The sequence below is a fragment of the Yinghuangia sp. ASG 101 genome, assembly GCF_021165735.1.
In the GTDB taxonomy this organism is placed as follows: domain Bacteria; phylum Actinomycetota; class Actinomycetes; order Streptomycetales; family Streptomycetaceae; genus Yinghuangia.
Window position 1 is genome coordinate 5,652,867 of sequence record NZ_CP088911.1, and the last position, 24,428, is coordinate 5,677,294.

Genomic DNA, 24,428 nt, shown 5'->3' on the forward strand with positions numbered 1-24,428 from the left:
GAAACAAGAGGAGTAGCATCCGGCGTGTTGTAACGCGGATCACATCCGGCTTGACGACCAGGGCAGGTGGCAATGGCGCACAGCGGCGACACCATGACCGTCCTCGTGTACAGCGATGACCGCAACACCCGTCAGAAGGTCATGCTCGCGCTCGGACGGCGGCCCGCCGCCGACGCCCCGCGCGTGGACTACTTCGAGTGCGCCACCCCGGCGGCCGTCATCGGCAAGATGGACAAGGGCGGCGTCGACCTGGTGATCCTCGACGGCGAGGCGGTGCCGGCCGGCGGCATGGGGATCTGCCGCCAGCTCAAGGACGAGATCTACCGCTGCCCTCCGGTGCTGGTGTTGGTCGGCCGCCCGCAGGACGCGTGGCTCGCGACCTGGTGCCGGGCGGACGCGGTGGTCTCGCATCCCCTCGATCCCGTGACGCTCGCCGCGTCGGCGGCGGACCTGATGCGGAAGCGGGCGGCGTCGCGCACTCCCGTTTCCTAGATCTTTTCGGTCCGCCCGGCTTTTTGTGCGGAGTCCCCGCCGGAAGCACTTCGGCGGGGATTTTTGCCGGGTCTGCTTGATTGCGTGTTTTCGGTGCGGCTTTTGCTGCGATGCGGCTTCGGGATGTCGCTCGTTCATACCGCGGACGGGGGATAAGCGGGCCCGCGTCCGCGACTACGCTTGCCCCGACCGGATCGGACACCTCAGCGGGAGCGGACCATGGGCGCCTCGGCCTCGGCAACGGTGAGCGGCACCAATCCCGGGCAGGCCCGTTCCTGGCCGGACGTATTGACGTCGCTCATGCGCGGCGACGACCTCGACGCCCCGACGACCGCGTGGGCGATGGACCGCATCATGGGCGGCGAGGCGACGCCGGTGCAGATCGCGGCGTTCGCCGTCGCGCTGCGCGCCAAGGGCGAGACCGTCGACGAGATCACCGGCCTGGTCGAGGCGATGTACCGGCATGCCGTGACCATCGAAGTGCCGGGCCCCATCGTCGACATCGTCGGGACGGGCGGTGACCGCGCGCGTACGGTCAACATCTCCACGATGTCGGCCATCGTCGTCGCGGGGACGGGCACGACGGTCGTCAAGCACGGCAACCGGGCCGCGTCGTCGGCGAGCGGCGCCGCCGACGTCCTCGAAGCGCTCGGCGTGTCCCTGGACCTGACGCCGGAGCAGGTGGCGCGCACGGCCGTCGACGCGGGGGTGACGCTGTGCTTCGCGACGCGCTTCCACCCCGCGTTGCGGCACGCGGCCCAGGCCCGGGGGGAGATGGGCGTGCAGACGACCTTCAACATCCTGGGCCCGCTGACCAATCCGGCCCGCGCGCCGTACACCGCGATCGGGGTGGCGGACGCGCGCATGGCTCCGCTGATGGCCGGCGTGCTGGCGCGGCGCGGGACGACGGCGCTGGTGTTCCGCGGTGACGACGGCCTCGACGAGCTGACCATCACCACGACGTCCACCGTGTGGGTGGTCCGCGACGGCGCGGTGCGCGAGGACCGCCTCGACCCCCGCGACTTCGGTATCGCGCTCGCGCCGATCGAGGCGCTGCGCGGGGGCGATGCCGCATACAACGCGGATGTCGCACGGCAGTTGCTCGCCGGGGAGCGCGGCCCGGTGCGTGATGCCGTGCTGCTCAACTCGGCGGCGGCCCTGGTCGCGCTGGGGCCGGGAGAGGGGCCGTTGAGCGAGCAGTTCGCGGCGGGGATCGCGCGCGCGGCCGACGCGATCGACTCCGGCAAGGCACAGGCCGCGCTGGACCGGTGGGTCGAGACCACGCGGTCGTTCGGCTGAGGCACGACGGCCGCCCGGCGGTTTCGCGGCGGCCGGGCGGCGGTGCGGCGGGCTGTCGCACGGCGGATACCCGAGGGGAGCCCTTCGGTGTCCACGACATCCGCGATCTGCCTGGTGCGGCGGGCGGTCGGGCGGCGGATACGCGAGAGAAGCCGCTTCCGCGAACCGGGGGTCGCGGGTGCCTCGCGGGCTGGTCTCCGGGGGCCCCGACGGCGGTCCCGCACTCCCTCAACGTGCCTGCGGGCGGCGGGAGTTGCCCGGATCGTCCGGTACGCGGCGCGGGCCGCGGCGATACCGTCTTGGCTGTCGGGGGATCCTCCGGTAATAATGCTTCCCAGGTCACGAGTGACAGCGTTTCGGCCCCGGCCTGCTGTCCGGCAACCCTCCTCCGCGGTGGGGTGCCCCGGGTGATGACCAGGCTGGACACAACCGTGTTCCGGCAAGCGCGGACCTCTGCGAAGCGATGGCAACCGGGGTCCCTGGCCCTGGAGTGTCGCCATGACCGCTGCCGCATTTATTGCCAATTCGTCGGTTTCGTCCCGGATTTCCGTGAGCGCACCGGCCGCGCCGTCGACCGAGCCGTCGGCCGGGACGCCCGGCCTCGCACCGCCGCTCGCCGTCGTCGGCCGCGACGTGCGCGTCCCGCTGGTCACGGGCGGTGACATCGAGTACGCCGCGCTCGACTACGCGGCCAGTGCCCCCTGCCTCCAGCGGGTATGGGACGACGTCGCCGCGTACCTGCCCTTCTACGGCAGCGTGCACCGCGGCGCCGGCTACCTGTCGCAACTGTCGACCGACCTTTACGAGTCCAGCCGCGCGACGGTCGCCGCGTACCTCGACGTCCGCCCCGACGACCAGGTGCTGTTCACGCGCGGCACGACCGATTCGCTCAACCTGCTGGCGTCGGTACTGCCGTACGGGACACGGGTGTTCGTCTTCGAGACCGAGCACCACGCGGCCCTGCTGCCGTGGCGGCGCGCCGACCGCGTGACCCGCCTGCCGGCTCCCACCGACCACGCGGGCGCGGTCGCCGCACTCGACGCGGCGCTCGCCGCGGACGCGGGCGACGGGCCGCGCCTGGTGTGTGTGACCGGCGCGTCCAACGTCACGGGCGAGCTGTTCCCGGTCGCCGACCTCGCCCGGGTCGCCCACCGGCACGGTGCCCGCATCGTGCTCGACGCGGCCCAACTCGCCCCGCACCACCCGGTGTCGGTCACCGGACTCGACGTGGACTGGGTGGCGTTCTCCGGGCACAAGCTCTACGCACCGTTCGGCGCGGGGGTGTTGGCCGGACGCGCGGACTGGCTCGCGGACGCCGAGCCCTATCTCGCGGGAGGCGGCGCGAGCAAGTCGGTCACCGCGGACTCGGTGGAGTGGAACGACGGCCCGGCCCGCCACGAGGCCGGCTCACCGAATGTGATCGGCGCGTACGCCATCGCGTCGGCCTGCCGGGCGCTCACGGAGGCGGGCCCCGCGGTGCTGGCGGCACGCGAGGAGGCCCTGGCGGCACGCCTGCGGGACGGGTTGGCCCAGGTGCCCGAGGTGCGCACGCTGGAGTTGTTCGGCCCGGAATCGCCCCGCGTGGCCGTCGTGTCCTTCGTCGTCGACGGATGGAACAGCTCGCGCTTCGCGGCGGCGCTGTCCGCCGAGTACGGGATCGGAGTGCGGGACGGGCTCTTCTGCGCGCACCCGCTGGTCCGCCGGCTCCTCGGCGCCCGCACCGACGCGCCCGCGGAGTGCGGTGCGCCCGACGCGCCGACGGGGGAGCAGAACCTCAACGCGATCCGGGTGAGTTTCGGCGCCGGGACACCGGACGAGCACATCGACCGCTTCCTCGCCGCGGTGCGCGAGCTGGTGCGTCGCGGTGCCCGCTGGAGCTACCGCACCGACGGCGGGCGCTGCGTCCCGGACGCCGACCCGCGCGGCCCCGTCGCGGCGGCGGGTGTGCGGTGACCACGGTCGGGGCGGAGGCGCTTTCGCCGCGAACGCCCTGACACCTCAAGCGCGTTCCGGGCGCCGGGGATCAGAGCGCGTCGTCGAGGCCGATCGCGAACGCGGCCTCCAGATCGTGCCGGGAGTAGGTGCGGAACGCGATGTGCGTCTCGGTGTGGAGCACACCGGGCACCTTGTTGAGGCGCCCGGGGATGACCTCCGCCAACTCGTCGTGCACGCGCACGCGGACCATCGCGACCAAGTCGAATTCGCCGGTCACCGAGTACACCTCGCTCACGGCGTCGATCGCGGTGATCGCCTCGGCGATCTCCGGAATGCGGTCGACGGCGGCCTTGACATGCACGATCGCGGTGATCACAGCGGCTGCCTCTCCTCGGGCCGTACGGGCTTACGAGCCTATCGGGCAGCCGCGCCGCGATCAGGAGCCGGATCGCTCGGGTGCGCGGTGCAACCGAGCAGGCCGGACAGGTCGTGCACGCCGGCGCGGCGCAGACGCGCGATGAGGGCGCCCAGGATGTGCGCGGTCGCGCGGGCGTCCGCGGTGGCCCGGTGCGCGGACGGCGACGGCGAGTCGAACAATTGGGCGAGAGTCGGGAGTTTGTAATTGGCCACTTCGCCGCGTGACACCAGGGTCCTGGCAAGCTCCAGGGTGTCGACGACGACCAGATGCGGCCACCGCTCACCGCAGGACGCGCACGCCGCCCGCAGGAAGCCGATGTCGAAGGGCGCGTTGTGCGCGACCAGCACCGCGTCCCGCGCGAAGTCGTGGAACGCGGGGAGCACGTCGCGCAGCGGCGGCGCCTGGGTGACCATCGCGTCCGATATGCCGGTGAGCGTCGTGATGAAGGCCGGGACCGGGATCCCGGGCGCGACCAGGGTCGCGAACTCGCCGAGCACGTCGCCGCCGCGCAGCCGCACCGCGGCGATCTCGGTGATCCGGTCGCTCTCGGCGTCGAGGCCGGTCGTCTCCACGTCGACGACCACGAATATCTGGCGGTCCAAGGGTGTGCCGCGGCTCCGCGCGGCGGACGCGTTTCGCACCGCGTGCGTTGGTTCGGTACTGTCCCGCGCGGGGCCGTCCGACCATGGCGGAGCCACGTCGTACGAACCTGGTCGCGGCACGGGAACGGGCACTGGAGGTCCGGACGCGTGGCTGCTCATGCCGCGAACGGTACGGATCCGCCCTGACACGGACGCGGACGCCCTCCCGGCAAGGTCGCCCGGCGGGGCGCGGGATGATGGTGGGCGGCCCGGAGCGGACCCCGGGGAACGCCCGGGGCACCCTGCGGGAGCAACTGGCCCCGAAACGACCGAAAACCGAAAGAGGAACGTCCATGTCGGTCCCAGCCCCCACCGCGGCGACGCGGTGGCGCTGCTCGCTGTGCGGAAACCTGACCCGGTTCGACGTGACCCGGACGACGCGGGCGGTGGAGTTCGTCCACCTCGACCTCGCCGGTGAGCCCCGGGTCGACGAGCGCGAGGTGCTGGAGGACACGATCGAATCGGTGCGCTGCCGGTGGTGCAACGCCACCGACTCGGTGCAGTTGGTCCCGCGCCCCGGCGCGGAGGAGGACGGCCCGGCCTCGGACTGACGAGGCCCCGGCGACGCGACGGCGCCGGGGACGGGAATCAGCCGCCGGTCCTCGGGTGCCGGAGTGTGCGTCGGCGGTGTTTCCCCTGGTGGACGCGTTGTCTCGGCGCGGCCGGAGGCGGTTCCGGCACCCGGCGCGAAGGCCGGACGATTGATGCCGCACCCGTGTGCGCGATACCCCGCACCGGAGGGCCGCGGCCACCGCGGACACGGCGGTCGCACCCGTCCGCCCGACGCGTGCCGGGCGTGTCCCGGGGCCGTGTGCGGCGGTGCCGGCAGTGGCCGACGCGCCGGAGAACGTCCCGTTGGGCGGCCATGGATTCGGTCCGGTGTGGCACTTTGGGGTGGCGGGAGCCGTGTCCGGCACGGCACGCTGGCGGGCCGACCTTGTTTTCGGGCCGCGATCGTTGCGCCGTTTGTGCATCGGTTCGGCATCGTCTCGGGGAGGCGTGTCCACCCATTCGGGCGGGCAGGCCATGATCAGGAGCCAACGAACCGGCCCGGCGAGGGGAGACCGGGCGCAGACCAACCGGAGGACCAGTGGGCGAGTCGGACACACGAGCGGAGCCGGGGAATCTCGCCCGCGACGCCGTCCCGTCCGTCCCGGGATCCGGCCCGGCCTGGGCGTCCGCCCCCGGCCGACACGACGCGGTGTGGCGGTCTCCCGGCGAGGCGTCCCGTACCGAAGCGGCCACCGGAGGGCCGCCGACCGGCAACGGAACGGCCGCCTCCGACACCGCGACGGGCCACGCCCCCGAGACCGGCGCCGCCGAAGAACGCCCGTCGGGCGACGCCGAGGTCTCCCGCGACGGCGAAGCGCGCGCACACCACGCCGACCCCGCACCCGAACCGGCCCGTGATCAGGACGGGGCCTCGCGAGACCGCACCGCCGCCGACGAGCCCGCGCCGGCCGACCGGGGTGAGCGGCCGTCCGGTGCCGGCGCCTCGCCGCGGGACGGTGAGGCGCCGGCACCCGGGGCCGCCTCCGACTCCCCCGAGGGCGAGTCCGACGACGCGGATGCCGCGCGCGGGCCGTTGCCCGACGGGGTGCGGCAGCGCGTCATCGCGTTGGCGGCCGACGGGCTCGGGGCGATGACGTCCGACGAGATTCCGGTGCCGTTGCGGCAGTTCGCGCGCTTCACGCCCTCGCGGCGGGCGAAGCTCGCGGCGACGCCGTTGGCCGGAGTCCTGGAGAACGACCCGGTGTTCCGGCAGCGCATAGCTGAGCGACTGCGTCGTGGCCTGCCCGATCTGGCCGCCGCGTTGGAGGCGGGGCGTCCGCCCGCCGCCGCCGATCCGCTGGACGTCGCCGCCGCCGCCTACTTGCTGCGGCCCCGCGGATGGACGCGGTTGCTGGACCGCGCGGGGCAGGCCGCCGAAAAGGCGGCGCGGGATCGCGCGGGAGCCGAGGCCGCGGCGGTGGTCGACCGCCTGGAGGCCGAGTTGGGCGCGTTGCGCGCCTCGTCGCGGTCGGAGCAGGAGAAGCTGCGCGCCGACCTCGACCGGGCCCGCAAGGAGGCCGAGCAGTTGCGGCGCCAAGTACGCGGCCTGCAAGGCGGCGCCAAGCACGCCGAGAAGGAGGCCAAGCGCGCGCAGGCCGAATTGGCGGCCGTGCGCTCGGAGGCGCAGGCCGCGGTGGCGGCGGCCGACAAGGAGACGCGGCGGCTGCGCGGGCGCGTCTCGGAGGTCGAATCGGCCCTGGAGGCGAGCCGCCGTGCCGCGCGTGAGGGCCGCAGCATGGAGGACACGCGCGTACGCCTGCTCCTCGACACCGTGTTGGAGGCCGCCCAAGGCCTGCGCCGGGAACTCGCGCTGCCGCCGGTCGGCATGCGTCCCGCCGACACCGTCGACGCCGTGGCGCCCGAGGGGGCGAGTCCGAAGGACGTCGCCAAGCGTGCCCTGGAAGGCGACGACCCCGCTCTGCTCGACCAGTTGCTGAGCCTGCCGCAGGCGCACATGGTGATCGACGGCTACAACGTCACCAAGACGGGCTACCCGACCCTCGCGCTTTCGGAGCAGCGTGTGCGGTTGCTGGGCGGGCTGGCGGTCATCGCGGCGCAGACCGGGTGCGAGGTCACCTGTGTGTTCGACGGCGCGCAGTTGGACGCGCCGGTGCTGCTGGCCCCGCCGCGCGGGGTGCGGGTGCGGTTCAGCAAGGCGGGGGAGACCGCCGACGAGCTGATCCGCCGCATGGTGCGGGCCGAGCCTTTGGGGCGTCCGGTGATCGTGGTCTCGTCCGACCGCGAGGTGGCCGACGGGGTACGCCGGGCCGGCGCGCGCCCGGTGCCGTCGACGATGTTGCTGCGGCGCCTCGCGCGCGGGTGAGGCGGTCGGGGCCGTGCGCGCCCGGCGGTGACCGGGTGGTGCGGGAGCGCCCCATCTCGACTGCGGTGGTTGACATGTGACGTTGTGTCAGTGCCCGTCCCTACCGTGTGTTCCGTGTACGTGCTCCACCGGAACGCAACGGAAGGGATGGGCGAGCATGCGGGTCTGCTGCCGTACGTGCCGTGCCCTGGGTCCGGCGTGTGCTGAATGTGTCGTTCCGTCGATTCTCGATGGAAAATCGGACTTTTCATCTCAATCAAGTGGATCAGGGGGAAATGCACGAGCGTGTCGACATGTGCCTGTCGATGTGGCACATCCCACAGGGCGTCGCTCCATCGCCGAAGCGGGTGATTTGCCCGGAGGGCGAACAATGGCGGACGGTGGGTGCTTCGATCTTGCGCCCGCGACGGTCGAGTGCATCACCGTGATGGCCGAAGTTGATCTTTGTGCCCCCTTGCGCTATGAGCCTGACCTGCGCGAAGGCCCTCCGGGCACGCCCGCGGCCGAGCCGCCGCCCGGGGTCTCGCCCGCCGGCGAACCGAAGCGGAAACGACCACGAAAATATGAACAAATGGCTGCCCTGTGAACGACCGCTTGTTGCCTCACAGGCAGATATCCCCGATTCGGAGGTAAAAGTTTTCGGATTGATTTGAACGGATCACGGCGAGGTCACTAATGTCTGGGCCGAGTGCCTGTGAAGTCGACCGCCCATCCGGGGCGGTGGCGGGCACGACCGCCGAATCCGGGGAAGCCGCCCAGGCCGAACCGGAACCGGGGAACCAACTCCCCTTGGGGTGAATCGGTACGACCTCCCTCGTGCCGTAGGGCTTCTTCCGGCCCGAACCCGTCAGCTCACCCGGTAGGCGGCCGTGAGGAAGAAGGAGTTCGCCTTCGTGGCGTCCCACCGACGACCCAAGAAGCCGAGCAAGGCCCGTGTAGGCGTGCTCACCGCTGCCGCCGCGACCGCGGTCGCTCTGTCCTCTGGCACGAGCCAGGCCGACCCCGCTCAGTCGAAGGACCAGGTCAAGGCGCAGATCCAGACACTGAACCACGAGGCGGAGATCGCCACCGAGGAGTTCAACGGCTTCCAGGAGAAGACCGAGCAACTCCAGGCGGAGGTCGAGCGGGTTCAGGAGCGCATCGTCCAGGAGCAGGCGGACTACATCGCGCTGCAGAGCCAGATGGGTGCGTTCGTCAGCGCCCAGTACCGCAGCGCCGGGCTCGCCCCGTCGCTCCAGCTCATGCTGTCCGAGAATCCGGACGACTACCTGAACAAGGTGTCGGCCCTCGACCAGATGAACGCGCAGCAGGCCGAGGCGCTCAAGCAGCTCCAAGAGAAGAAGCGGATCCTCGACCAGGAGCGGGCCGAGGCCTCGCAGAAGCTCGGGCAGCTCGACCAGACCCGCAAGGATCTCACCGCCAAGAAGGCGGAGATCGAGCAGAAGCTGCAGAAGGCCCAGGCCCTCCTCAACACCCTGACGCAGGCCGAGCGCGAGGCGCTGCTGGCCGCGGAGCACGCGGCGGAGGAGAAGGCCGCGGCCGAGGCGAGCGCCAAGCCGTCCCCCTCGACCTCGCCGTCCTCGTCGAAGACCACCACCAAGCCGAGCGCGACGTCCACGACGACGACGCCTGCGGCCAATGTCCCGGTCAGCGGCCGGGCCGGTGCCGCGGTGGCCGCCGCGGCGGCGCAGATCGGCAAGCCCTACGTGTACGGCGCGACCGGGCCCAGCTCGTTCGACTGCTCCGGCCTCACCGGCTACGCGTGGAAGCAGGCCGGCGTCTCCCTGCCGCGTACCTCGCAGGGCCAGGCCGGTGCGGGGCGCAGCGTCTCGGTCAGCCAGATCCAGCCCGGTGACCTGGTCATCTACTACAGCGGCATGTCGCACGTCGGGATCTACGCCGGGAACGGCCAGATCATCCACGCCCCGAGCACCGGCAGCACCGTGCGGTACGCCCCGCTCAACTCCATGCCGGTCGTCAAGGTGGTGCGCGTCTCCTGACCCGCAAGGCGGCGGGCCGATCCCAGCCGGTCCGCCGCCGTCACGTCCCCCGGACGCCACGCTCGACAGGTGCCCTGACGTGTGGTCTCGTACGATCACTGGGTGGACGGCCGGAGCCCGAACGAGCGACGGACCCCCCGGTGGTTCCTGCTGCTCGTGGTCTTCACCGTCACAGCGGCACTCGGGCTCACCCTGGGGATTCTCGGGCTGACGTCGTCCGATCAGCGTCGGGCGGCCCTGCCCGCGCCGGCGGCACCGCCGTCCGCCGGCCCGCGCGCCGAGACGGCCGTCGAGCCTCCGGGCGCCGTACCCCGGCTCAAGGACCACGCTGAGCTGGCGCGGCTCCTGGACCGCCGGGCCGCCGCTTTCCGGGACCGCGACCGCGACGCCTTCCTCGCGACCGTCGACCCCCGCTCCCCGGCGTTCCGCGATGCCCAGGCCAAGGTGTTCGACAACGCCGCCGCCGTGCCGTTCTCGTCGTGGGAGTACGAGGTGGTCGAGGCGGACCCGTTCCCGCTCGGCGACGCCCGCCGCGCGGTGCTCGGCGGCACGGCCACCGCCACCGCGCGCGTCGATCTCGTCTACCGCGTCGCCGACTTCGACACCGCGCCGGTGCGCGGCGCGCAATACCTGACCTTTGTGTCGCGCGACGGCGCGTGGTACCTCGCGGCCGACGGCGACGGCGACGCGAGCGGCCTGCACGGTGCGGTGCAGCCGTGGGACCTCGGGCCCGTCCACGTGCTCCGCACCGATATCGGCATCGTGCTGGGAGTCGGCGACCGGGTCGCCGAACTGCCGTTGTACCAAAAGGACATCGAGACCGCGGTCGCGGACGTCGGCAAGGTCTGGGGCGACCGGTGGCCCGGCAAAGCGGTCGTCGTGGTGCCCGCCGACCAGGCGCAGATGGCCCGCATGCTGGGCGCCGAACCGCAGCAGTACGCGCGGATCGCCGCCGTCACCACGGGCGAACGCGGGGCCTCGGCCGACGACGCCGCCGCCGACCGGGTGATCGTGAACCCCGACGCGTTCCGCGAACTGGGCGCCATCGAAAGGCGCGTCGTGATGACCCACGAGATCACCCACGTCGCGAGCCGGGCCTTCACCCGCAACTGGACCCCCACCTGGCTGTCCGAGGGCTTCGCGGACTACGTCGGCTACCTCGACGCGGGGCAGAGTGTCCGCAGCGCGGCTCCCGAACTGCGCCGCGACGTCCTGGCCGGAAAAGTGCCCCAGTCGCTGCCCACCGACGAGCAGTTCGCGACGACGCACGAGGCGCTTCCGCAGGCGTACGAGATGGGCTGGCTGGCCTGCCGGCTCATCGCGGAGCGCTGGGGCCAGGAGAAACTGGTCGCGTTCTACCGGGCGGCCGGCACCGACGGCCCCGGCGGCGGCGCGCCGGACCAGAAGGCACGGCTCGCCGCCGCGTTCGCCGACGTCCTGGGCACCACGCCGGAGGAGTTCACGGGCGCCTGGATCGCGTACGTCACCACGCAGGTCCGGTGAGCCGGGACGGACCGCCACGCGTGCGCCGCACGACACCGGCACGGTCGCTCACCCGCCGTGCCGCTCGGGAAACGGGGAGGGAAACCGGCCGATGACCGGTCAGAAAGTGCTTGTCGTGTGCCTGGCGGCCACCGCCGCCGTGCTCGTGGTCGCCCTGGTGGTCACCACCCCGTGGCGACCCCTGCCCGCCGTCCCGGGCGGCTCGGTCGCGCCCGACGCGGCACGCGACTTCGGCGTCGCCGAGATCGCCCGGGGCCGGGCCCTCGCCGAGCAGTCCCGTCCGCCCGCCTACCTGTCGATGGCGCTGTCGCTCGTCGTGTCGCTGCTGCTCGGCCTCACCCCGCTGGGCGCGCGCCTGGTCACCGCGGTCGCGCGTCCGCTCGGCGGCGGCTGGGTGTGGCAGGTCGTACTCGGCGGCGTGGCCCTGCTGCTGATCGGCCGCGTCGTGGCGCTGCCGTTCGACGCGCGGCTTGAGGCCGTCCGCCGCCACCACGGGCTGTCGGTCCAGAGCTGGGGGAACTGGTGGCTCGACGTCGCCAAGGGCTTCGCGATGTCGACAGGCCTGCTGGTCGCGGTCCTGGTCGCGCTGTTCGCGCTGGTACGCCACTGGCCGCGCGCCGGGTGGCCCATCGCCGCCGGCGCCGGCGCGCTGCTGGTCGTGGCGCTGTCGTTCCTGTACCCGCTGGTGGTGGAACCGGCGTTCAACTCGTTCCACCGCATGCCGGACGGGCCGCTGCGCACCTCGCTGCTCGAACTCGCCGAGAAGGACGGCGTCCCCGTCGACGACGTCCTCGTCGCGGACGCCTCACGCCGGACGACGGCCCTCAACGCGTATGTCTCCGGGTTCGGTTCGACGCGTCGCATCGTCGTCTACGACACGACCCTGAACGCGGCGTCGCCGCGCGAGATCGAGCTGATCGTCGCGCACGAACTCGGCCACGCCAAACGCCACGACGTGCTGCACGGCACCCTCATCGGGGCGGCCGGCGTGGCGGCCGGCATCTGCCTGACCGGGCTCGCGACGACCTGGCGGCCCCTGCTGCGCCGCGCCTCGGCCGACAGTGCCGGCGACCCCCGCGCCCTCGCGCTGCTGCTGGCCGTCGTCGCCGTGGTCGTGACGGTGTCCGGGCCGGTGCAGATGCTGGTCAGCCGTCGGCTGGAGGCCCGCGCCGACGTCCACGCCCTCGATCTCACCCGCGACCCGGAGGGGTTCGCCGCGATGCAGCGCCGACTCGCGCTCACCAATCAGGCGAACCTCACCCCGAACCCTGTGCTTCACGCGCTGTTCGCGTCGCATCCGGCAGCGGCGCAACGGATCGCACTGGCGCGGGACTGGGCGAAGCTGCACGGGGTCCCGGAGCCGGCGGATCTTCGGCCTTGACCGGGAGCGGCTGCGCGGCCCGCCACAGCCGCGCGGCCGACCAGAAGGCCGCGCCCACCAGGAGCGCGTTGCGCAGCAGCAGCACCAGGATCGCCTCGGGCTCGCCGGCCATCAGCGACCCGAACCAGATGGGGAACTCCCAGGTGGTGAGCGGTACCGCGAGCAGGATGAGTACCGCGATCGGGCGCTGCGTGGTCTCGCGTCGCGTCAGGCACACCGCCGCGAGGCCGATCAGCCACACCATGTACTGCGGGCTCAGCACCCGGCTGGTCACGACGAACAGCAGCACCGCGGTCAGCGCGGCGTCGTACGGTGTCGCCTCCGTCCAGCGCCGGGCCCGCAGCCGCCAGAACAGCAGCCACAGCATGCTCAGCGCGCTCGTCACCAGGCTGACGACCGCGACGGTGCCGACGTGCGGGCCGAGGAATTCGATCGAACCGTAGTTGAACCGGACCTCGCCGGACCACCCGTTGTCGCGCGCGAGGTGGAACGGCGTGGCGAACACCGATTCGATCTCGATGCCGCGGCTGCCCTGCGCGTCCAGGAAGTCGAACGCCCCCGGCAGCACGGCCGCGAAGCCCAGGACCACCGCGCCCGCGCCCAGCACCGCGTACAGCGCGAGTTCGACCACGCGGCGCCGCGGCGCGCCGAGGAGCAGGAGGAGCGGCCACACCTTGACCGCCGTCGCGATGCCGATCACGAAGCCGCTGAGCCGCGGGCGCGACGCGAGCAGCATGAGTGCGGCGACCGCCAGCGCGGTGACGAACAGGTCGTACCGCGACAGGATCATCGGGCCCAGCAGCGGCACCGCGAGCACCCACAGCCCCGCCCCCAGGGGGGACCGGCCGCGCAGCAGGCACACCAGGGCGACCGCGTCGGCGACCAGCATCAGGGTGAAGAAGGCGTGGGTGTACGACAGCGGCGTGATCAGCCCCGGCAGCAGCAACACGCCCGCCGCGCCCGGCGGGTACTGCCACATGACGTCGTCGACGGGGAAGGTCCCGGACCGCAGCACCTCGTACCAGGGCTGGTAGATGCCCGGGACGTCACTGGTGACTATCGGGTAGGGGTTGTGCAGGACGCCGAGAGTCGTCAAGAGCAACCAGGCGCGCGACACGACCCATGCCGCGGCGATGGTCCAGCGTGCTTCGCGGCTCATGGTCTCCTCGGATCTCCTCATCACCGGAGGTCGGCGTCGTGCGCGTCACCGTACCGTCTGCCATCATCGGGACCCGATGAACGACCCGACGCACACTTTCCCGAACACGACGTCGAGCAGCGAGGAGCCCCCCGCGGCCGATCGTGCGCCGACCGCGCGAACGCTGATCGTCACCAACGACTTTCCGCCGCGCCCGGGCGGCATCCAGTCGTTCGTCCACGCGATGGCGTCGCGTCTGCCGCGGGACAGCGTGGTCGTCTACACGTCGTCGTGGCAGGACAACCGCGAGGTCCGTGCGTTCGACCGCGCGCAGCCGTTCCCCGTGATCCGCGACGCGACCAAGATGATGGTGCCCTATCCGTGGATCTCCCGCCGGGCCGGGGACATCGCCCGGGGCGAGGGGTGCGACGCCGTGTGGTTCGGTGCCGCCGCGCCGCTCGGCCTGATGGGGTCGGCGCTGCGTGCGGCGGGGGCGACGCGCCTGGTGGCGACCACCCACGGGCACGAGGCCGGGTGGGCGCAACTGCCCGCCTCCCGGCAGTTGTTGCGCCGGATCGGCGACAGCGTCGACACGGTCACGTACCTGGGGGAGTACACGCGGTCGCGCATCGCCCCCGCGCTGCGGCCCGACGCGGCGGCGCGCATGGCGCGGTTGCCGCCGGGCGTCGACGAGACGGTCTTCCGGCCCGGCGTCGGCGGGTCCGAGGTGCGGGCCCGCCTCGGGCTGGCCGACCGGCCCGTGGTGGTGTGCGTTTCGCGGCTGGTGCCGCGCAAGGGCCAGGACACGCTGATCAGGGCACTGCCCGCGATCCTGCGCGAAGTCCCGGACGCGGCACTGCTGATCGTGGGCGGCGGGCCGTACCGCGCGGACCTGGAGAAGCTGGTCGACGCGCTCGGCGTCCGTCGCTCGGTGATGTTCACCGGGCCGGTGCCGTGGGCCGAACTCCCCGCCCACCACGAGGCGGGCGACGTGTTCGCGATGCCGTGCCGCACGCGGCGCCGGGGGCTGGACGTGGAAGGCCTCGGCATCGTCTACCTGGAGGCCTCCGCCGTCGGGCGGCCGGTCGTCGCGGGTGACTCCGGCGGCGCCCCGGACGCCGTCCTGGACGGCGAGACCGGATACGTCGTCGACGGCACCGCGCCCGCCCGGGTCGCGGCCCGGATCACCGAACTGCTGCGCGACCCGGCCCGGGCCGCGGCGATGGGCGAACGCGGTCGCCGCTGGGTCGCCGAGGCCTGGCGCTGGGATGTGCTGGCCGCCCGGCTGCGGGGGCTGCTCGGCTACGCGTAACCCTCGGCCCGGGGCCCCGCCCGTCCCAGGTCGGCCCACCCTGCCGGAACGCCCGGCCCCCACGGGGTCGCCGGTCGGCGGGGCGCGCCCCGCTCGCCCCCGCGCCGGCCTGCCCTGGGCGGAACGCCCGGCCCACGGCTCGGTCGCCGTCGGCCGGGCGCGTCCATCGCCCTCGCGCGGGTTATGCCGTGTAGATGGTCTCCACGTCCGACGCGAAGTCCTTCATCACCAGGTTGCGCTTGAGCTTCATCGACGGCGTGAGGTGGCCGCTCTCCTCGGTGAAGTTGATGGTGAGGATGCGGAACTTCTTGACGCCCTCGGCACGCGAGACCGCCTTGTTCCCCTCGTCGACGGCCTCCTGGACGGCGGCGATCAGGTCCGGGTCGGCCAGGAGGTCGGCGACGGTGGCGTCGGCCGGTTTGCCGTGGGTCGCCTTCCAGTGCGGGAAGGTCTCCGGGTCGATGGTGACCAGCGCCGCCACGAACGGGCGGGCGTCGCCGACCACCATGCACTCGCTGATCAGCGAGTGCGCGCGGATGCGGTCCTCGATCACCGCCGGGGCGACGTTCTTGCCGCCCGCGGTCACCAGGATCTCCTTCTTCCGGCCGGTCACCGTGAGGTAGCCGTCGTCGTCCAGCGTGCCGAGGTCGCCGGTGCGCAGCCAGCCGTCCTCGAACGCCTCCTCGGTGGCGGCGTCGTTGTGCCAGTAGCCGGAGAAGATGTTGATGCCCTTGAGCAGGATCTCGCCGTCGTCGGCGATGCGGATCGCCGAGTCGGGGATGGGGCGGCCGACGGTGCCGATGCGGACCGCGCTCGGCGGGTTGAGCGAGGTCGCCGCCGTCGACTCGGTCAGGCCGTAGCCTTCGAGGACGGTCAGGCCCACGCCGCGGTAGAAGTGCCCGAGCCGCGTGCCGAGCGGCGCCCCGCCGGACACGGAGAACTTGCACCGGCCGCCGAGCGCGGCACGCAGCTTGGCGTACACGAGCTTGTCGAACATCGCGTGCTTGACCCGCAGGCCGAAGCCTGGGCCGCGCCCGTCGAGGGATTCGCTGTACGCGATCGCGGTGTCCGCGGCGGCCTTGAAGATCTTGCCCTTGCCGTCGGCCTCCGCCTTGGCGCTCGCCGTGTTGTAGACCTTCTCGAAGACGCGCGGGACGGCGAGGACGAACGTCGGCTTGAAATCGGCGAGTTCGGTGCTGAGCTGCTTGATGTCCGGGCAGTGCCCGGTGCGTACGCGCGCCGCCATGCAAATGATGTGGAGTTCCCGGCCGAGCACGTGGGCCAGCGGCAGGAACAGCAGGCACGACGGGTTCTCGACGCTGAACAGCTCGTCCAGCTGTTCGACGAGGTTGGTCGCGGCGCCGTGGAAGTTGCGGTGGGACAGCACGCAGCCCTTGGGGCGGCCGGTCGTCCCCGACGTGTAGATCAGCGTCGCGGTGCTCGCGCCCGTCAGGCCCGCGCGGCGCTTCTCCACCTCGGCGTCCTCGACGTCGGCACCGGCCTCGGCGAGGGCGGCCTCGACCGCGGGCCCGTCCCCGTCGTCCATGCGCCACACGTGGTCGAGCCCGGGCACGTTGCCGCGCAGCCCCGCGACCATCGCCTCGTGGTCGGCCGACTCCACGACGAGGGCCTTGGCGCCCGAGTCGGTGAGGATCCACTCGACCTGCTCGGCGGACGAGGTCTCGTAGATCGGCACGCTGACCGCCCCGGCGTACCAGATGGCGAAGTCGAGCAGGCACCACTCGTAGCGGGTGCGCGCCATCACCGCGACCCGGTCGCCGGCCGCGATGCCGGACGCGATCAGGCCCTTGGCCGCGGCGCGGACCTGCGCCTCGAACTCCGCGGAGGTCACGTCGGTCCAGCGGCCTTCGACCTTGCGGGACAGGACCGGTGCGGCCGGGAATTCGGCCGCGTTGGTCCTGATGATGTCGGTCAGGTTGCCTTCGGCGGGAACCTCGGCCACGGCCGGGACGCTGAACTCGCGCACGGAGCTGCTCCTTGTTGGCGGGTGCCAGTGGTCGGGCAGACGTTACTGGCAAGTAAGGTCGAAGAAAAGACGGTCGGAACAGGGGCGCCGACCATCCTGTGCCATGCGTCACCTCGGGTGCCGTGTGCTTCCGTCGTGCCCGTGTCTCCGAGGGTAAGCGAATACCCTGCGCATATGCGGGTCCACGTGGTGAGCGACGTACACGGTGAGGCGGCGGCATTGGCCCGGGCGGGTGACGGCGCCGATGCCCTTGTCTGCCTGGGCGACCTCATCCTCTTCATCGATTACCACGATCTGACGCAGGGGATCTTTCCCGACTTGTTCGGCCGCGACAACGCCGCGCGACTCGTCGAGCTGCGCACCGCCAAACGGTTCGACGAGGCCCGGTCGTTCTCGCGCGCCCTGTGGGCGTCGCTGGAGTCCGATCCGCAGGACGCCATCGAGACCGCCGTGCGCCGGCAGTACGCCGCACTCTTCGCCGCGTTCCCCGACCCGACCTACCTGACCTACGGCAACGTCGACATCCCCGCGCTGTGGAAGGACTACGTGCGCGACGGCGTCACCGTGCTCGACGGCACGACCACCGAGATAGGCGGCCGCACCTTCGGGTTCGTCGGCGGCGGCCTCAAGACGCCGATGCACACGCCGTTCGAGGTCTCCGACGAGGAGTACGCCGCCAAGGTCGCCGCGCTCGGCCCGGTCGACGTGCTGTGCTGCCACATCCCGCCCGCCGTGCCCGAACTGACGTACGACGTCGTGGCCCGGCGCTTCGAACGTGGCAGCGAGGCGGTGCTGGAGGCGATCCGGGCGACGCAACCGAAGTTCGCCTTGTTCGGCCATGTTCACCAGCCGCTCGCTCGGCGTATGCGCATCGGGCGTACGGAGTGCGTCAATGTCGGTCACTTCCAGGCAACCGGCCGCCCGTACGTCCTGACCTGGTAGCCGGACGGTCGGCGCCACGCGGGTGGCCCGGCGCGGTAGCCTTCGCAACGGAACCGCAGCGTCCCCGCCCGGGACGGCGGCAGGACAAAGGCTTCCGGAGGGCTGCTGACGATGGCGGAACGGACCAGATCGAGCATCACGATCGACGCCACCCCGACCGAGGTCATGGCCGTCATCGCGGGCTTCGCCGAGTACCCGGACTGGACCGGCGAGGTCAAGGAGGCCGAGGTCCTGGAGAAGGACGAGCACATCGGGCGCGGCACGCGCGTGCGCTTCGTCCTGGACGCCGGCGCCATCAAGGACGAACACACGCTCGCCTACACCTGGAACGGCGACGACGAGGTCCGCTGGACGCTGGTGTCCAGCCAGATGCTCAAGTCGCTCGACGGGTCGTACGCGCTCCGAGCGGTCGCCGCCGGCACCGAGGTCACGTACGAACTCCGGGTCGACGTCAAGATCCCCATGCTCGGGATGATCAAGCGCAAGGCCGAGAAGGTCATCATCGACCGCGCGCTCTCCGGGCTGAAGAAGCGTGTCGAGCAGCGGCCCGGCACCGTGAAGAACGACTGAGGGCGTGGCGGTTCGCTCGATGGCGCGCACGGTGGTTCCGGAGACGGGAGGACGCGCGGTGGCGCACGTGCCCGACCGACCCGCCCCGGGAGGTGCCGGATGACGCGCGTGGTGCTGGTCACCGGTGCGGGAGGCGCGGGCCGGACGACCGTGGCCGCCGCGACCGCCGCCGCGTCGGCCCGCGACGGAGCACGCACTCTGCTGCTCGGGGCCGACGGCTCCGCCGACCTGGAGACCGTCCTCGGAGCCGCGCTGGGCGCCGAACCCGTCGAGGCCGCTCCCGGCCTGCATGCCGCGCGCGTCGTGGCGCGCGACGAGTTGGAACGCGAAGTCCTGCGCCTGCAAAGCCGGTTCGGCGGCCTCCTGGCCATGATCGGCGTCGACCCCCTGGAACCCGAGGAGATCACCGCGGTGCCGGGCGCCGCCGACGCCCTGGCACTGCGCGTTCTCGCCCGGCACCTCGGCGCGGTCGGCCACGAGCCTTTCGGCATCGGGGAGTTCCCGGGTGCGCCCGGACCGGGGCGGCCGACCGGTGCCGGGCCGGCGACCCCGGCGGCTGCGGACGCGACCGGAGCCGACACGCCCGACGGCACCGACGGAAAGGCCGCCGCCGAAACGCCCTGGGACCTCGTCGTCGTCGATCTGCCCCCCGTCGAACGAGCCGCCCCGATGCTCGCGGGCCCCGAATCGCTCACCCGCTACCTGGACCGCCTCCTCCCCGTCGAACGGCAGGCGGCCCGCGCGCTGCGGCCGGTGCTCGCCGCGTTCGCCGGCGTCCCGATGCCCGACGACTGGCTGTTCGACACCGCCCGCGCCGGTATCGCCGAACTCGACGCCACCCGCCGGGTGTTGGACGCACCGACCACGACCATCCGACTTGTCACCCGGGCCGGCCGCGTGGCCGGGGCGGGCGACCGCCGGGCGGCGACCGCACTCGCGCTGCACGGCCGCCGCGTCGACGACGTCGTCGTCAACAGCGCTCCGTACGCCGGGATTTCCGCCGCTACCCCGGACGAACGCGCCGAAGCCCTCCGGGAGTTGTTCCCGGAGGCCCGGATCGCCGTGCTCGCCGCGGCGGACGACGAGCCGATCGGCGCCGACGCGCTGGCCGCCTTCGCCGCGGGACTGCCGCCGGTCGTCGGGCACGAGATCGAGGTCCCGGCCGTCCTCGACGCCGCCGCGGAACCCTTCGACGTCGAATCCGACGGCGAGCGCCTCGTCCTCGTCGTCCCGCTGCCCGGTGCCGACCGCGGCGACCTGGACCTGCTGCGGCGCGGCGACGAACTCATCGTGACCGTGGGGGCCCACCGCCGGATGATCCCGCTCCCCTCCGCGCTGCGCCGCTGCGTCATCGAGGGAGCCGGCTTGCGCGGCGGCGCGCTGCGGGTGCGCTTCGTCCCGGACCCCGGTGTGTGGATGCGGCGTTGACGCCCCGGGGACACAACTGGGCCCCGGTTCCTGTCGGATTTTGCGGGAAACACACCCGGTGGGTCGCCGGGTGAGGTCGCCGGAACGGCGGGTCGCGCGGGAGAATACGGCGGATGAACCCTTCGAGGAAGACGACGGACGGATCCGACGATCCATGGGCGGACGTCGTGGATCCCGTATCCGGTGACACCGAGCGCGGTGACCCGGACGACACCGGTGCGCACCCGCCCGGCGGCGGCGGTGACACCGGCGCCGCGCCCGGCGACCCGGCCGACCCGGGTCCCGCGTCACCCGCGGACCGCCTCGCCGACGAGGCCCGCAGGCTCGCCGAGGTCCTGGTCGAGCAACTCGGCGACGTCCGCGACGAGGTGCACGGCAAGGTCGTCGAACCGCTGCTGCGGCGCCACCCCGACGTCGCCGCGCACCTGGGCGCGGCCGGCTCCGAACTGCTCTCCGCCTACCGGGCGTTCGTCGCCGCGCGGGAGCGCCGCTGGGCATCCCGGTCGGCGCCGACGGAGCGCGTCGCGCTCGACCTCGACGACGACGCGGACGCACCGGATGAGCAAACCGAGCGGCCGGACCGGCCGCGCAAGGACGACCCCGAGACTTCGGGCGGCGCCTTCGACGACGATTCCGCCTGACCGACGGGCACGCCCGTACCGCCTCCCACCCCCGAACCACCGAGGACAACACGGCACATGGGACTCACGATCGGCGTCGACATCGGCGGCACCAAGATCCTCGCGGGCGTCGTGGACGCCACGGGCGCGGTCCTGGACCGGACGAAGATCCCGACACCGAGCGACCCGGACGCGGTCTCCGAGACGATCTGCGACGCCGTGCGCCGCCTGGCGGAGGGCCGCGTCATCGAGGGCGTCGGGCTGGGCGCGGCCGGTTTCATCGCCGCCGACCGCGCGACCGTGCTGTTCTCGGCCAACGTCCCCGCCTGGGTGAACGAGCCCCTGCGCGACCGCGTCCAGGGCGCGGTCGGCCTGCCCGTGGTCGTCGAGAACGACGCCAACGCCGCGGCGTGGGCCGAGGTCCGCTTCGGAGCGGGCGCCGGGCACGACGACGTCGTCTGCCTGACCGTCGGCACGGGGATCGGCGGGGCGATGGTGCAGGGCGGCAGGCTGGTACGCGGGCGCAACGGCATCGCCGGCGAGCCGGGCCACATGCGCATGGTGCCCGACGGCCTGGCGTGCGGGTGCGGGAACAACGGCTGCTGGGAGCAGTACGCGAGCGGCAACGCCCTGACCCGCTTCGCCCGCGAGCGCGCCGTCGGCGAGCCCGAGGCGGCCGAGAAACTCCTCGCCCTCGGCGACGGCACCCCCGCGGGCCTCCGGGGGCCCCACGTCACGCAGGCCGCACGGCTCGGCGACCCCGTCGCGCTGGCCGCGTTCCGCGAGGTCGGCGAATGGCTCGGGCAGGGAATGGCGGACCTCGCCGCGATGCTGGACCCGGCCGCGTTCGTCCTCGGCGGCGGCGTCTCGGAGGCCGGCGAGCTGCTGCTGACGCCCGCCCTGGCCGCGTACCACCGGATCCTCACGCGCGGCCACCGTCCGGCCGCCGAGGTGGTCGTCGCGACCCTCGGCCCGGACGCGGGCCTGGTCGGGGCGGCGGACCTGGCCCGGGTCTGACCCGGCGCCGGGCGGATCGGCGACACCGCGAAGGCGCCGCGCGTCAGCGGCCGTCGTGGCGACCGCGCCGCGTCACACCACCGCGCCGTCGTCCGGGTCGTCCTCGTCCTGGTCGCGGCGCAGCCGGGACACCAGCGCGATGAAGCCGCCGCCGCACGCCGCGATCGCGGCGAACGTCGTCCACTCGCCGATCGGCCGCCCGAGCAGGACCGCGCCGAGCAGGAAGAGCGGCCCGCCCAGCAGCGCCACCCAGGCCAGCTTGGTGGCCACGTCGGTCTTCGGCAGCGGCGGCGGAGGCGGCGGGACGAAATGCTCGTCGGGATCCTCGTCGAGCTCGTCCGGCTCCTCCGGCTCGTCCTTGTTCGGCGAGCCTTCGGCGGGCGACCAGTCGCGCGGGCCCGGCGTCACGACGCCGATGCGGAACGAGCCGTCGCCCGGGCGCGTCACGTTGCCGCCCTTGCGCCCGCCCGTCGGCGCCGGTCCGCCCGGGTCGATGTCCTCCGCGACCGGCCACCGCGGCACGGGGTCGGCGACCTCGGTGTCGAAGCCCGCGACGATCTGCGCCCACAACTCGTCCTCGTCGGGCGCGGCGGTGCCGGCGGCCGTCCCGGTCGCGGGGCCCGCCGCGTCGCCGTCCGCGACGGTCGACGCCTTCGCCTCGGCGCCTTCCCGCTCGGAGGTCTCGCCCGCCTCGCCCGCCTCGTCGTCGTCCGCGGCCTCGGCCCAGGCCTCGCGACGCGTCCGCAGCAGCGTCCGCGCCCGCGACGTCGCGGCGGCGTCCACCCAGAGCCGCAGCAGGCCGGGCTCGTGGTCGAGCGGCGTCACATACGCCGCCACGCCCTCCGAGCGCAGCGTGTCGAGCATGTCGTCCGCGTACTCGGGGTCGAGGTCGGTGAGGGGCTTGTACGACTCCGCGTCGAGCCCGTTGCCACGTCCTGGCACTCTCAGTCCTTCGCGTCGTCCTTGCCGTCGTCCTGACGATCCAACGTGGTCAGACGGCGCACGAATTCCAGGCTTCGGGTGAAGATGAGGTCCGCGTCGTTGTCCAGGGTGGCCACGTGGTAGCTGTCGGGCAACTGCTCGGCGGTCACGTCCGTCGACGAAATCCGCGCCAGCACCGTCTCGGAGTTGGCGGGCGCGACGACGTGGTCCTGGGGCGAGCGGAACAGCAGCACCGGCTGCGTGACCTGCGGCAGGTCCGCCTGGACCAGCGGCCACAGCCTGGTCAGCGAGTGCAGCGCCTTCAGGGGCACGCGCGAGTACGCCAGCTCGACCGCGTCCTCCTTGCGGATGTCCGAGCCGATGCCCGGCAGCGAGCGCACGAGGTGCTTGAGGACCGGCAGCGCCTTCAGGCGCGCGTCGTCGGCGTGCACCGACGGATTCACCAGCACGAGCCCGGCGACCTGCTCACCGCGCTGCTCGGCGAGGCGCAGCGCCAGGGTGCCGCCCATCGACAGGCCGCCGACGAAGACCTGTCGGCACCGGCCGCGCAGGTTGTCGAAGGCGCGTTCGATACCGGCGTACCAGTCCTGCCAGGTCGTCAGTTGCATGTCCTCCCAGCGCGTCCCGTGGCCGGGCAGCAGCGGCAGGGACACCGTCAGGCCGTCGTCGGCCAGGCGCTCGGCCCAAGGCCGCAGCGACTGCGGGGTGCCGGTGAAGCCGTGGGCGAGCAGGAAGCCGACGGGGCCTCCGTCGCGCTCGTACGGCTCGGCACCAGGCAGGATCGACACCGGCGGCTCCTCTCACTTCCTCGCGGGGCGTCCGCGACCCCGGGGGCGCGTGACGGCCGCGTGTGGCGGTGCGGACTCGTCGATTGTGCCGGTTGCGCGCCGTGCGCCGACGGCGCACGGCGGCCGGCGGGACGGCCCGCGAACGCCGCGCCCCACCTCGCGCGCCCGTCGGGCCGGTCCACCGGCATGTTCCCACGGGGGCGCGTACGCCGTACAGCCGCGTACGCCCGGCCAGGGGACCAGCCCGAGGACATGCCTTAAGGTTCGAGTCGGCTCACGAGGAGGTCAGGGTTGTTCTACCGGCTGATGAAAGCCATCGTCGCCCCCTTGTTGCGGTTGTTCTTCCGCCCCGAGGTCGAGGGCCGGGAGAACATCCCCGAACGCGGACCGGCGATTCTGGCGAGCAACCACTTGTCCTTCTCCGACTCGTTCTTCCTGCCCGCGATGGTCACCCGGCGGGTCACGTTCCTCGCCAAAATGGACTACTTCACCGGCCGCGGGGTCAAGGGCCGGCTCACCGCGGCGTTCTTCCGCGGCGTCGGCCAACTGCCCGTCGACCGCACCGGCGGCACCGCGAGCGAGGCCGCCCTCCAGGCGGGCCTCAAGGTCCTCGGCCAGGACCAGCTCCTCGGCATCTACCCCGAGGGCACCCGCTCGCCCGACGGACGCCTCTACCGCGGCAAGACCGGCATCGCCCGCATGGCCCTGGAATCAGGCGCCCCCGTCCTCCCCGTCGTCATGATCGACACGGAGAAGATCCAGCCGCCCGGCAAGGTCATCCCGAAGATCATGCGCGTCGGCATAAAGATCGGCGAACCGCTCGACTTCTCCCGCTACGAGGGCATGGAGGACGACCGCTTCATCCTCCGCTCGGTCACCGACGAGATCATGTACGCGCTGATGGAGCTGTCCGGCCAGGAGTACGTCGACGTCTACGCCGCGGACGCCAAGAAGGCCGTCGCCGAGGCCCGCAAACAGGCCGCCGCGGCGGAGAAGGCCGCGAAGGAGAAGCGCGGCGCCGGACCGGACGAGCCGGGCGACGCCGACGAACCGAAGCCCGAGGCCTGACACCGCGCGGCGAACGCCCCCGACGCGCGCCCGACGACCGGTCGGGCACTGCCCGCCGGGCCCGGCGCGGCC

The 24,428-nt window shown here is 72.9% G+C and carries 20 protein-coding genes, 1 pseudogene and 2 riboswitches; of the genes and pseudogenes, 15 read left to right on the forward strand and 6 right to left on the reverse strand.

Going from position 1 to position 24,428, the window contains the following annotated elements; genetic code table 11:
• Window positions 1-72: 72 nt before the first annotated feature.
• The 3 genes from LO772_RS24235 to LO772_RS24245 all read left to right on the forward strand — a co-directional run bounded on the left by LO772_RS24235 (window position 73) and on the right by LO772_RS24245 (window position 3,744).
• Window positions 73-492 carry a hypothetical protein gene (locus tag LO772_RS24235; RefSeq protein WP_231779696.1) on the forward strand — a complete coding sequence of 140 codons (420 nt, stop codon included), beginning with the start codon at window positions 73-75 and terminating at the stop codon, window positions 490-492.
• A 219-nt stretch (window positions 493-711) separates the two neighbouring features.
• On the forward strand, window positions 712-1,791 hold the full coding sequence (trpD, locus tag LO772_RS24240) for an anthranilate phosphoribosyltransferase (RefSeq protein ID WP_231774144.1): 1,080 nt from the start codon (window positions 712-714) through the stop codon (window positions 1,789-1,791).
• 337 nt (window positions 1,792-2,128) lie between these two features.
• Window positions 2,129-2,243: riboswitch (SAM riboswitch) on the forward strand.
• Window positions 2,244-2,334: 91 nt separating this feature from the next.
• Window positions 2,335-3,744, forward strand: a complete 1,410-nt coding sequence (locus LO772_RS24245) for an aminotransferase class V-fold PLP-dependent enzyme (RefSeq protein ID WP_231779697.1) — start codon at window positions 2,335-2,337, stop codon at window positions 3,742-3,744.
• Window positions 3,745-3,814: 70 nt separating this feature from the next.
• Here the strand turns inward: LO772_RS24245 and LO772_RS24250 are convergent, their stop codons facing one another.
• Complete coding sequence (locus tag LO772_RS24250; protein ID WP_231774145.1) at window positions 3,815-4,102, reverse strand: Lrp/AsnC family transcriptional regulator; 288 nt, start codon at window positions 4,100-4,102, stop codon at window positions 3,815-3,817.
• 38 nt (window positions 4,103-4,140) lie between these two features.
• Complete coding sequence (locus LO772_RS24255) at window positions 4,141-4,746, reverse strand: exonuclease domain-containing protein (RefSeq protein WP_231774146.1); 606 nt, start codon at window positions 4,744-4,746, stop codon at window positions 4,141-4,143.
• Between the two features lie 332 nt (window positions 4,747-5,078).
• Between LO772_RS24255 and LO772_RS24260 the strand changes: the two genes are divergently transcribed.
• From LO772_RS24260 to LO772_RS24280, 5 genes and pseudogenes are all read left to right on the forward strand, one after another.
• The gene (locus LO772_RS24260; protein ID WP_231774147.1) at window positions 5,079-5,336 is read left to right on the forward strand and encodes a hypothetical protein; all 258 of its coding nucleotides are present in this window, start codon (window positions 5,079-5,081) and stop codon (window positions 5,334-5,336) included.
• Window positions 5,337-6,370: 1,034 nt separating this feature from the next.
• Complete coding sequence (locus tag LO772_RS24265) at window positions 6,371-7,660, forward strand: NYN domain-containing protein (RefSeq protein ID WP_231779698.1); 1,290 nt, start codon at window positions 6,371-6,373, stop codon at window positions 7,658-7,660.
• 742 nt (window positions 7,661-8,402) lie between these two features.
• Window positions 8,403-8,541: riboswitch (cyclic di-AMP (ydaO/yuaA leader) on the forward strand.
• Between the two features lie 12 nt (window positions 8,542-8,553).
• Window positions 8,554-9,660: a C40 family peptidase gene (locus LO772_RS24270; protein ID WP_231774148.1), complete on the forward strand. Its 1,107-nt coding sequence runs from the start codon at window positions 8,554-8,556 to the stop codon at window positions 9,658-9,660.
• Between the two features lie 102 nt (window positions 9,661-9,762).
• Window positions 9,763-11,163, forward strand: a complete 1,401-nt coding sequence (locus LO772_RS24275) for a hypothetical protein (protein WP_231774149.1) — start codon at window positions 9,763-9,765, stop codon at window positions 11,161-11,163.
• A gap of 298 nt (window positions 11,164-11,461) precedes the next feature.
• Window positions 11,462-12,439: pseudogene (locus tag LO772_RS24280) on the forward strand (M48 family metallopeptidase); the annotation flags it as partial.
• Here LO772_RS24280 and LO772_RS24285 read toward each other — a convergent pair.
• Entirely contained in the window at window positions 12,420-13,703 is a 1,284-nt protein-coding gene (locus LO772_RS24285; protein ID WP_443089307.1) for a glycosyltransferase 87 family protein, read from the reverse strand. The pseudogene LO772_RS24280 and the gene LO772_RS24285 sit on opposite strands and share 20 nt — an antisense overlap.
• A 76-nt stretch (window positions 13,704-13,779) precedes the next feature.
• Here LO772_RS24285 and LO772_RS24290 point away from each other — a divergent pair, with 76 nt between their 5' ends.
• Complete coding sequence (locus tag LO772_RS24290; protein WP_231774151.1) at window positions 13,780-14,994, forward strand: glycosyltransferase family 4 protein; 1,215 nt, start codon at window positions 13,780-13,782, stop codon at window positions 14,992-14,994.
• Window positions 14,995-15,175: 181 nt separating this feature from the next.
• On the opposite strand, the gene LO772_RS24295 is transcribed toward LO772_RS24290, so the two are convergent.
• Complete coding sequence (locus tag LO772_RS24295) at window positions 15,176-16,981, reverse strand: AMP-dependent synthetase/ligase (RefSeq protein ID WP_231774152.1); 1,806 nt, start codon at window positions 16,979-16,981, stop codon at window positions 15,176-15,178.
• A 174-nt stretch (window positions 16,982-17,155) separates the two neighbouring features.
• On the opposite strand from LO772_RS24295, the gene LO772_RS24300 reads away from it, so the two are divergent.
• The 5 genes from LO772_RS24300 (at window position 17,156) to LO772_RS24320 (ending at window position 21,558) form a co-directional block, all read left to right on the forward strand.
• Window positions 17,156-17,923, forward strand: coding sequence for a metallophosphoesterase family protein (locus LO772_RS24300; protein WP_231774153.1), 768 nt, complete (start codon window positions 17,156-17,158; stop codon window positions 17,921-17,923).
• A gap of 111 nt (window positions 17,924-18,034) precedes the next feature.
• The gene (locus LO772_RS24305) at window positions 18,035-18,493 is read left to right on the forward strand and encodes an SRPBCC family protein (RefSeq protein WP_231774154.1); all 459 of its coding nucleotides are present in this window, start codon (window positions 18,035-18,037) and stop codon (window positions 18,491-18,493) included.
• Between the two features lie 99 nt (window positions 18,494-18,592).
• The gene (locus LO772_RS24310) at window positions 18,593-19,921 is read left to right on the forward strand and encodes an ArsA family ATPase (protein ID WP_231774155.1); all 1,329 of its coding nucleotides are present in this window, start codon (window positions 18,593-18,595) and stop codon (window positions 19,919-19,921) included.
• 113 nt (window positions 19,922-20,034) lie between these two features.
• On the forward strand, window positions 20,035-20,562 hold the full coding sequence (locus tag LO772_RS24315; protein WP_231774156.1) for a DUF5304 family protein: 528 nt from the start codon (window positions 20,035-20,037) through the stop codon (window positions 20,560-20,562).
• Window positions 20,563-20,619: 57 nt separating this feature from the next.
• Window positions 20,620-21,558: an ROK family glucokinase gene (locus tag LO772_RS24320; RefSeq protein WP_231774157.1), complete on the forward strand. Its 939-nt coding sequence runs from the start codon at window positions 20,620-20,622 to the stop codon at window positions 21,556-21,558.
• A gap of 72 nt (window positions 21,559-21,630) precedes the next feature.
• Here LO772_RS24320 and LO772_RS24325 read toward each other — a convergent pair whose 3' ends face one another.
• Together LO772_RS24325 and LO772_RS24330 are read right to left on the reverse strand one after the other, a co-directional pair.
• Window positions 21,631-22,500 carry a hypothetical protein gene (locus LO772_RS24325; RefSeq protein WP_231774158.1) on the reverse strand — a complete coding sequence of 290 codons (870 nt, stop codon included), beginning with the start codon at window positions 22,498-22,500 and terminating at the stop codon, window positions 21,631-21,633.
• 2 nt (window positions 22,501-22,502) lie between these two features.
• The gene (locus LO772_RS24330; protein WP_231774159.1) at window positions 22,503-23,288 is read right to left on the reverse strand and encodes an alpha/beta hydrolase; all 786 of its coding nucleotides are present in this window, start codon (window positions 23,286-23,288) and stop codon (window positions 22,503-22,505) included.
• A 291-nt stretch (window positions 23,289-23,579) separates the two neighbouring features.
• On the opposite strand from LO772_RS24330, the gene LO772_RS24335 reads away from it, so the two are divergent.
• A complete protein-coding gene (locus LO772_RS24335; RefSeq protein WP_231774160.1) occupies window positions 23,580-24,356 on the forward strand; it encodes a lysophospholipid acyltransferase family protein in 777 nt (258 codons plus the stop codon).
• The last annotated feature ends 72 nt before the right edge of the window (window positions 24,357-24,428 follow it).